The 9,520-nt window shown below is 72.5% G+C and carries 6 protein-coding genes and 1 pseudogene; all 7 read right to left on the minus strand.

Annotated features, from left to right (window positions below):
• Positions 1 to 329: 329 nt before the first annotated feature.
• Positions 330 to 2,579 (minus strand): HelD family protein, encoded by a 2,250-nt coding sequence (locus tag IG78_RS0140705; protein ID WP_225882436.1) that lies wholly within the window; start codon positions 2,577 to 2,579, stop codon positions 330 to 332.
• A 157-nt stretch (positions 2,580 to 2,736) separates the two neighbouring features.
• Positions 2,737 to 3,081, minus strand: a complete 345-nt coding sequence (gene trxA, locus IG78_RS0140710; protein ID WP_107055127.1) for a thioredoxin — start codon at positions 3,079 to 3,081, stop codon at positions 2,737 to 2,739.
• Positions 3,078 to 3,578, minus strand: a complete 501-nt coding sequence (locus tag IG78_RS0140715) for a MerR family transcriptional regulator (RefSeq protein ID WP_225882437.1) — start codon at positions 3,576 to 3,578, stop codon at positions 3,078 to 3,080. Before IG78_RS0140715 ends, trxA begins: the two co-directional genes overlap by 4 nt.
• Before the next feature lie 56 nt (positions 3,579 to 3,634).
• Positions 3,635 to 4,570: an NAD(P)-dependent oxidoreductase gene (locus IG78_RS0140720; RefSeq protein WP_078965966.1), complete on the minus strand. Its 936-nt coding sequence runs from the start codon at positions 4,568 to 4,570 to the stop codon at positions 3,635 to 3,637.
• 132 nt (positions 4,571 to 4,702) lie between these two features.
• A pseudogene (gene glgB, locus IG78_RS43535) lies at positions 4,703 to 6,828 on the minus strand (1,4-alpha-glucan branching enzyme).
• A 712-nt stretch (positions 6,829 to 7,540) separates the two neighbouring features.
• On the minus strand, positions 7,541 to 8,983 hold the full coding sequence (locus IG78_RS0140730; RefSeq protein ID WP_030574716.1) for a maltokinase N-terminal cap-like domain-containing protein: 1,443 nt from the start codon (positions 8,981 to 8,983) through the stop codon (positions 7,541 to 7,543).
• 207 nt (positions 8,984 to 9,190) lie between these two features.
• On the minus strand, positions 9,191 to 9,520 hold a 330-nt coding region (locus IG78_RS0140735; protein WP_199813373.1), incomplete at its 5' end, for an alpha-glucosidase C-terminal domain-containing protein.

Below are 9,520 nucleotides of genomic sequence, written 5' to 3' on the forward strand. Positions count from 1 at the left end.
GGGTGGGGCGACGCCGCGCAGCGGCGGGCGGTTTGCAGTGTTGTCGTCGGGTGGTGGTACCCGCCCGCCCCCGGCGACCCACCGCGGCAGACCCCCGGAGGGGGAAACTCCCTGCGGTGCGGCTGGTCCGGCGGGGACGGGGGGGCGGGTGACTACGCGCAGCGGTGCGGTCGTTGCACGCCAGGAGCCAGGAGCCAGGAGCCAGGAGCCAGGAGCCAGGAGCCAGGAGCCAGGAGCCAGGAGCCAGGAGGCAGGAGGCAGGAGGCAGGAGGCAGGAGGCAGGAGGCAGGAGCCAGGAGCCAGGAGCCAGGAGCCAGGGGCGTGCGGGGTCAGGCCAGGGGGGTCAGGGCCGGGGGCAGGGCGTTCGTGTGGAGGACGCCGAGGCGTTGCGTGGCTCGCGTCAGGGCGACGTACAGGTCGCTGGCCCCGTACAGCGCGGGCTCGACGACGAGGACGGTGTCGAACTCGAGGCCCTTGGCCTGGCGCGGGTCGATGAGGACGACGGGCCGCGTCAGGTCCGGCTCACCCCCGGCGGGGACACCGTCGAGCTTCCCGGCGAGTTCCTCGTGCAGCGCACGGGGAGCGATCACGGCGAGCCGCCCCGCCGAGGGCGTCTCGGCGGCCACCGCCTCCGCAACCCCCGCGGCGAGATCCCCGACCCGCCGCGCCCACGGCCGCACCCCGGTGGACCGAACGGAAGAGGGCGGCTGAAAGCCGACAACCCCCGCGGCGCGCGGCACCTGGGCCGCGACGTCCATGATCTCGGCGGGCGTACGGTAGTTGACGCCGAGGTGCGCGTACGCCCAGCGGTCGGCGACGTAGGGGGCGAGGATGTCCTGCCAGGAACCGACGCCGCCGGACTCGGCGGTCTGCGCCGGGTCCCCGACGAGCGTCATCGACCGCGTCGGACAGCGCCGCATGAGCAGCCGCCACGCCATCGCGGACAGCTCCTGCGCCTCGTCCACGATGATGTGCCCGAACGCCCAGGTCCGGTCGGCGGCGGCCCGCTCCGCGGCGCTGCGGTGGTCGGCCTCCTCCTGCCGCTCGGCCATCCGCTCGGCGTCGATGATGTCGTGCGCGAGGAGCACCTCGGACCCGTCAGGGTCGCTCTCCTCCTTGTCCTCGAACTCGTACGTACGGGACGCGTACGACACGTCGAGCACCCCCTGCGCATAGGCGACGGCCCGCTGCCGTTCGGCCTCCGCGCGGGCCTGCTCGGCGCTGTCGTCCTTGCCGAGCAGCTCGGCGGCCTCGTCGAGGAGCGCCACGTCGGCCGGGGTCCAGGCGCCGCCCGGCGCGCGCCTGACCGCGGCGGCGTCCTCGTCGGACAGGTGCACGGGCTCGGCGAGGTAGTCGGCGACGAAGCGCTGCGGGGTGAGGACGGGCCACAGTTCGTCGATCGCGGCGTGCACGTCGGGGCTGACCGCGATGGCCTTGCCGAGCTGCGCGATGTCGTCGGGCCCGAGGAAGTTGGGCCCGCCGTACGGGTCGTGGCCGATGCGCTCGGCCAACTGCGCGGTGAGCGCGTCGATGACCTGGAACGCGAACGTGGGCCGCGCCAGATTGTGCGGCAGCTCCATCGCGCGGGCGGCATCCCGCGCCTCGTACGCGATCGTCCAGTCGAGGACGAGTTCACCGTCGTCGTGTTCGATGATCAGCGGTTCGCCGGGCTCCGGCAGCCCCTGCCGGTCCCGCAGTGCCCGCGCGAGGACGTCGGCCATCTCGGCCCGGCCCTTGACGCGTGCCGCGGCGGGCGAGTCGGTGCCCGTCGCCGTGACGCCGGGGAACAGCTCGCCGAGCGTCGCGAGCAGCACACCGGTCTCGCCGAGCGCGGGCAGCACCTCGCTGATGTAGCCGAGGAAGGCCGGGTTGGGGCCGACGACAAGGACGGCGCGCTTGGCGAGCAGTTCCCGGTGCTCATACAGGAGGTACGCGGCGCGGTGCAGCGCGACGACCGTCTTGCCCGTGCCGGGGCCGCCCTCGACGACGAGCACACCCCGGTGCGGGGCGCGGATGATGCGGTCCTGCTCGGCCTGGATGGTCTGCACGATGTCGTGCATGCGGCCGGTGCGCGCGGAGTCGAGCGCCGCGAGCAGCACCTCGTCGGAGTCCGCGGCCTCGTGCCCGGTGCGGGTGGTGTCGGTGAGGTCCAGGATCTCGTCGTGCAGGGCCGTGACCCGGCGGCCCTCGGTGGTGATGTGCCGGCGCCTGCGCAGACCCATCGGCGTATGGCCGGTCGCGAGATAGAAGGGCCGAGCCACCTCCGCGCGCCAGTCGACGACGAGCGGTGTGCGCTCGGTGTCGGACCGGCGGATTCCGATGCGCCCGATGTGATGGTCACGCCCGTCGCCGAATTCCAGGCGTCCGAAGCAGAGACCGTTCTCGCCCGCGTCGAAGGCGGCGAGCAGCCCGGACTGCTCGGCGACCATGACATCGCGCTCCAGACGCGCCTGCAGCCCGTTGCCCACCTGCGCCAACGACGTCTGTACGGCGGACTCGGCCTCCTCGCGCAGCGCGTCGAGGCGCGCGTACAGCCCGGAGACGAATTGCTGCTCTTCCCGCAATCCCTCGCTTGACAATTCAGCCCCTCGCCAGTTACAGTGAGTTTATTCAGATTCCCGTGAAGTCGTCATGTTCAAAAGGGCACGGCTTCGCGAAAGAATCCAATATACCCAGAGAAAAGCCCCGGACGTCAATTCGTCCGGGGCTTTTTCCTACCGCTGCGCGACGGGCCGCTCAGAGCACCCCCGCGCCCTCGAGGTCCTGCACGAGCCGCCGCTTCGCCCGCGCGCCCACGCTCTGCCACAGCGGCTCGCCGTCGCGGAACACCATCAGCGTCGGCGTGGAGAGCACCCCGTACGCCGTCGTCGTCTCCGGATTGCGGTCCACGTCCAATCGCACGACCTTCAGCCGGTCCGCCTCCTCCCGGGCGATCTCCCCGAGCACCGGCGCCAACTGCCGGCACGGCCCGCACCACTCGGCCGTGAACTGCACGAGCACCGGCCGCTCCCCGGAAAGCACCTCGAAGCCGAAGTCCGCGTCCGTCACCTCGTCGACACCCTCCACCCGCACCACACTCATCCCCGCACACCCCTCACATCAGTCAAACCAGCCACATCAGTCAAACCAGCCACGTCGGTCACGTCGGTCGCGTCAGCCGCGTCACTCAGTTCGCACCGGGGTTCTGGTCCCCCCGGTGCCTGCGCGTCGGCGGCGAGCCCGGCCATCGCCTGCTCGGCGCGCGCCAACTGCGCGCCGACCTCGGCCCGCACGGCGGTCAACTCGCCGATCAACGCGTCGAGCTCACCGAGCTTGCGGCGGTAGACGGCGACCGACGCCGGACACGCGTCGCCCGCCGGATGGCCGGAGCGCAGGCACTCCACGAACGGCCGGGTCTCCTCAAGCTCGAACCCGAAGTCCTGAAGGGTCCTGATCTGCTCCAGGAGCCGCACGTCGGCCTCGCCGTACGTGCGGTGGCCGTTGCCGTCCCGCCGCGCGGGCAGCAGCCCGCGCGACTCGTAGTAACGCAGCGCCCGCGTGGTCGTTCCCACCCGGTCCGCGAGTTCGCCGATCCGCATGCTGCGACCGTAGGCCTTGACGTCGGCGTCAAGGCCAGAGCCCCGGGGCGGCGGGCTCAGGCGGGGTTGCGGGCGCCCTCGACCGTGGCGGACCAACTGTCGGCGCCGTGCCCCAGGTCCACCGCCCGCCGGGCCACGTCCCGCACGGACCGCAGCACGGAGACGTCCAGGCCGCGGAGCTCGGCGGCGTGCAGGATGTGCTCGATGCCCTCCACCTCCATGGCGAGGTTTCCCTCGGCGCCCGGGTACTCGCCCGCGTCCAGGTCCTTGGCCGTCACCTCGATCAGCAGGGACAGGAGCGAGATGTGGGCCTTCAGGAACGGGGCGATCGACGTGGCCGGAACGCCGTCCTTGGCCGCGAGCGCGTACCCGTGCACCAGGCCGGACATCGAGGTCCAGAAGAAGTCGAGCATGGACAGGTCGTAGACGGCGGCGAGTCCGTGGTCCGCGCCGACGTACGCGGACTGCCCGCCCAGGGACGTGAACACCTGCTCGTGCTCGTCGTACGCGGACTTGTCGCCGGCGTAGAAGAGCAGCGCGTCCGTGCTGCCCACCATGACGGTCGGAATCATCACGGCACCGTCCAGGTACCGGATGCCGTGGCCGTCCGCCCACTTCGCCGCCTCCCGGGCGCGCTCGGGGGAGTCCGACGTGACGTTCACCAGGACACGTCCCGCGAGGTCGGCGGCGACCGGCTCCAGGATCGCCTGCGACGCGGCGTAGTCGACGACGCACACAAGGACCACCTCGCCCGCGCGCACCGCCTCCGCGGGCGACGCGGCGAGGGTGGCGCCCCGGGCCACGAGATCCTCGCCCCTCCCGGCCGTACGGTTCCAGACGGTGGTCGGATACCCGGCGTCCAGCAGGGCCCCGGCGAGGGCCCGCCCCATCGCGCCCAGGCCGATGACGGTGACGGGGGTAATGCGGTTGTTCTCGGCATTCTTTGTGGTTGCGGCTGTCGTGGTGTTTGCGGTTTTCGCGTCGTCAGGCATGCCTCCATCGTTGATTCGCGCGAGAGGGCTCACAAGTACCGACTATTTAGTCAGCTACGCACCAAAAGGTAAGGAAGCCGTCCGCCTCGCGCGCGGGGCGACACCGGGGGTGCGTACGGGTGCGTGGCGGGGTCAGGTGGGGCGGAGCCAGAGGGTGGTCAGTGGGGGCAGGGTGAGCAGGAGGGAGGCGGGGTGGGACTGGGAGGGGGTGGGGTCCGGTTTCAGGGGGGAGGGGTTGCCGACTTCGCTGCCGCCGTATCGGGCGGCGTCCGTGTTGAGGACCTCCTGCCACCCGGCGAACTCCTCGGGCACCCCGATCCGGTACCCGTGCCGCACCACCGGCGCCAGATGGGACACCGCGAGCAGCGGCGCCCCCTCCGCGTCGAACCGCAGGAACGCGAACACGTTGTCCTCGGCGGCGTCCCCCACGACCCACGCGAACCCCGCGGGATCGGTGTCGCGCTCCCAGAGGGCGGGCAGCGCCCGGTACGCGGTGTTCAGGTCACGGACGAGGTCACGGACCCCGCGGTGCTCGGCCTCGGCCCCGTACGCGGGATCAAGGAGCCACCAGTCGGGACCGTGGCCCTCCGACCACTCGGCGCCCTGCGCGAACTCCTGTCCCATGAAGAGGAGTTGCTTGCCGGGATGCGCCCACATGTACGCCAGGTAGGCGCGGTGGTTGGCGCGCTGCTGCCACCAGTCGCCGGGCATCTTCGACACCAGGGACCGCTTGCCGTGCACCACCGGTGTACGGGCTCCTTGGCCATGTAGCCCAGCGAGTCGTGCATCCAGCCCATGTTCCACTTCAGGCCGAAGCCGAGCCCCCCGAAGCCGCCGGGCCCCGTGTGGTGCGTGGCTCGGGTGACGCCGTCCCACGCCGTGGACTCCTCGGCGATGGTGACCACCCCGGGGCAGCGGCGGTACACGGTGGCGTTCATCTCCTGGAGGAAGGCGACGGCGTCCAGGTTCTCGCGGCCGCCGTGCTCGTTCGGGGTCCACTGGCCGTGTTCGCGCGAGTAGTCGAGGTAGAGCATCGAGGCGACGGCGTCCACACGCAGGCCGTCGATGTGGAACTCCTCGCACCAGAACGTGGCGTTGGCGACCAGGAAGTTGCGCACCTCCTTGCGGCCGTAGTCGAACTCCAGCGTGCCCCAGTCGGGGTGCGCGGCCCGCCCCGGGTCCTCGTGCTCGTACAGCGGAAGCCCGTCGAACTCCGCGAGCGCCCAGTCGTCGCGCGGGAAGTGCGCGGGCACCCAGTCCATGAGGACGCCGACGCCTGCCTGGTGGAGGGCGTCGACGAGGTGCTTGAAGTCGTCGGGGGTGCCAAGGCGGGCGGTGGGTGCGTAGAAGCCGGTGACCTGGTAGCCCCAGGAGCCGCCGAAGGGGTGCTCGGCGACCGGCATCAGCTCCACGTGCGTGAAGCCCAGCTCGGCCACGTACGCCGGGAGTTGCTCGGCCAGTTGACGGTAGGTGAGGCCGGGGCGCCAGGACGGCAGGTGGACCTCGTACACGGAGAACGGCGCCTCGTGCACGGGTATGTCGGCGCGCCGCCGCATCCACTCCTCGTCCCGCCACTCGTGGCGTGACACGTCCACGACGGACGAGTTGGCCGGTGGCGTCTCCGTGCGGCGCGCCAGCGGGTCCGCCCGGAACGTCATGCTGCCGTCCGGGCGCGTGATCTGGAACTTGTACAGCTCGCCCGCGCCGACCCCCGGCACGAACAGCTCCCACACGCCGCTGCCGCCGAGCGAGCGCATCGGGGAGCCGATGCCGTCCCAGTAGTTGAAGTTCCCGACGACGCGTACGCCTTGCGCGTTGGGCGCCCACACCGTGAAGCGGGTGCCCTGGGTGCCCTGGTGCGTCATCGGCCGCGCACCGAGCGCGTCCCACAGCCGCTCGTGCCGTCCCTCGCCGATCAGGTGCAGGTCGAACTCGCCGAGCGCGGGCAGATACGCGTAGGCGTCCGGGATCTCCAGGGTCGCCTCGTCGTAGGTGAGGTGCAGCCGGTAGTCGGCGGGCACGTCGCGCAGCGGCACGACCGCCGAGAAGAATCCGTCGCCGTCGTCGGTCAGGTCGGCGCGCAGCTCACCCGCGATCACGGTCACCGCGCGGGCGTACGGCCGCAGCGCGCGGAAGGCCACCCCGTCGGCTACTCGGTGTGCTCCGAGCACGCCGTGCGGGTCGTGATGCGTTCCGGCGAGCAGCCTGCTGCGGTCCTCCGGAGCCACGGGGGAGGCCACCGTCCTGGCGGCGTCCAGGGGGGTTTCGGCTCCCGTGACCCCCGGGGCCCCTGCGCCTCCCGTGGCTCCTGCGCCTCCCGTGGCTCCTGCGGTCCTGGCGGTCCTGGCGGGCTTAGGGGACTTGGAGGACTTGGGGGACTTGGCAGCCTGGCCGACCCCGAACGGGTTTGCGGTGCCGGTCGGCTTGGCGGTGCCTGTCGGTTGCGGCTTCGCGGTGCCGGTCGCCTTCGCGGTGCCGGTCGGCTTCGCCGCCTTCGCGGTCCTCGGCACCTTCCTGCCCCGCGGGCCCCCGGGAGTCTTCGCGGCTCCCGTGGCCTCGGCGCTCCCGGCCGACCCGGCCGACCCGGCCGACCCGGCCGACCCGGCGGGCCGGACGGGCCGGGCGGACTCCGCGGTCCTGGCGGTGTCGGGTGTCGCCGTCGACTTGGGAGCCTTGGTCGGCCGAGGCGGTTTTCCCGGCCGGGGTGGCCCGGCCTTCTTGGCGGCCTTGGCCGTCTCCACGGCCTCCGCCGCCTCGGCGGCTTCCGCGGCACGCGTGGCCGCGGCCGCCGCGGGGGGCCCGGGCGGCGCCGTCGGTTCCGGCTGTGGGGGTGTGACCTCGGGCGCGGGCTCGTCCGACGGATTACGGGAGGTGGGGCGGGGGGTCACGGGGGCGGCCTCCAGTCGGGGCTGGTCGCAGGGGCGGGGTCGAGCGCGGGTGGCAGGTGGGGTGCAGGGCCATGGGCGGGGGTCACAGGACGGTGTCCGGCTCCGGGCCGGGGGCGTCCTCCCCCGCTGCCAGTTGGTTCAGGGCGGCCAGGGGTACGGGGAGCCAGTCGGGGCGGTGGCGGGCCTCGTACAGCGCCTCGTACACGGCCTTGTCGGTCTCGTGGGCGCGGAGCAGGACGGGGGAGGTGCGGGGGTCGACGCCGGACACGTCGGCGTATCCGGTGCAGTACGCCGCACGGCAGGTGGCGGACCACTGCGGGGACCAGGGGCGGTGGCTGCGGGACGCGTAGTCGAAGGAGCGGAGCATGCCCGCGACGTCCCGGGCGGGCGGCTGCGGCGTGCGGCGCTCCGGGAGCGGCCGCGCGGGTTCGCCCTCGAAGTCTATGAGGGTCCACTCGCCGGACGGCGCCCGCAGGAACTGCCCCAGGTGCAGGTCCCCGTGGACGCGCTGGGCAGTGAGCCCGGACCCGCCCTCGGCGGCGAGGTCGGCGAGGGCGTCGTAGGCGGTGCGCAGAGCGGACGCGTAGGGGCGCAGCGCGGGCACCGCGTGCGCCGCCGCGTCCAGGCGTTCGGTCATGCCGCGGGCGAGCTGTTCCACCTGCGCCCGCCCGAGCGTCACCGTGGGCAGTGCCGCCGCGAGGGCGGCGTGCACCTCGGCGGTGGTCTGCCCGAGCGCGCGAGCCTCCGCGCTGAAGTCCTCCCCCTTGGCGAGGACTTGGAGGGCCAGCTCCCAGCCGTCCGCCGCCCCGGCCACGTACGGTTGTAACACCCCGAGCACCAGCGGCTCGGCGCCCCCGTCGGCCGTCATCCAGGCGGTGGGCGGCGGCACCCGGCGGCAGTCCTGTCCGGCCAGGGCGAGGGGCAGCTCCAGGTCGGGGTTGATGCCGGGCACGACCCGCCGGAAGACCTTGAGTATCAGTCGGTCGCCGTACACGAGCGAGGAGTTGGACTGCTCGGCGCCGAGCGCCCGGGGCACGAGCCCGGCGGGGATGTCGGCGCCCGCGGTGCCGTCGGCGCGGGTGAAGCGGAGGGCGCCGAGCCGGCCGGGCTGCCGCAGCCGCTCCAGGAGCAGCGTGGCGAGGCGCGGGTCGTGCAGCGCCTCGTACACCGTGCGCCCGGCGAGCGCGCCCCCGGCGACGTGGCCGATCAGTGCGGGCGCGAGGCGCGGCGGGAGTTCGATGCGCACGCCGAGCAGCAGTTGGTAGCAGTCGGGGGTGAGGTCTTCGTGGTCGGCCGCCGGGGTGGCCGCGGGCAGTGGTTGGTGCACCCGTACGAGCAGGTGCAGCAGTCCCGGCTCGGCACCGGGTGGAAGCAGCTCCGTCGCCGCCGTGATCTCGAACCCCGTGACGGGCCGCCCCTTGCCCGCGAACCACCGTTGTCGCGGGAGCCAGTTGCGCAGCAGCGGATCGAGCGACGCGAGGAGCGCGTCGGAGTTGGCACTGGGGCGGGTGACGGCTTCCGACATGATGTCCCGTCCTTTCCGCGTCGCGGACAAGTCAGGTACGAGAACAGATACAAGATCAGATACGAGATCAGATACAAGATCGGATGCGGGATCGGATGCGGGATCTGTGGGATCAGGTGCCGAGCAGGGGCGTGCCGTGTACGAGTGCCCAGTGCGGAGTGAGTCACGCCGGGAAGAGGCCGACCCACGCCGCCCGTATCGGCGACCTTACGCCGAGTCGTCGCGCAGCCGGAACCAGTAGAAGCCGTGTCCTGCGAGGGTCAGGAGGTACGGGAGTTCACCGATGGCGGGGAAACGTACGCCACCGATCAGCTCCACCGGGTGGCGGCCGTTGAAAGCTTGCAGGTCGAGCTCGGTGGGCTGGGCGAAGCGGGAGAAGTTGTGGACGCACAGGACGAGGTCGTCACTGTCCTGATCGGTGTCCGTGCCCGCGGGGGCCTCGCGCAGGAAGGCGAGGACGGCGGGGTTGGAGGAGGGCAGCTCGGTGTAGGAGCCGAGTCCGAAGGCGGGGTTCTGTTTGCGGATCTCGATCATGCG

The organism is Streptomyces aureocirculatus, from assembly GCF_000720475.1.
Classification (GTDB): Bacteria; Actinomycetota; Actinomycetes; order Streptomycetales; family Streptomycetaceae; genus Streptomyces; species Streptomyces aureocirculatus.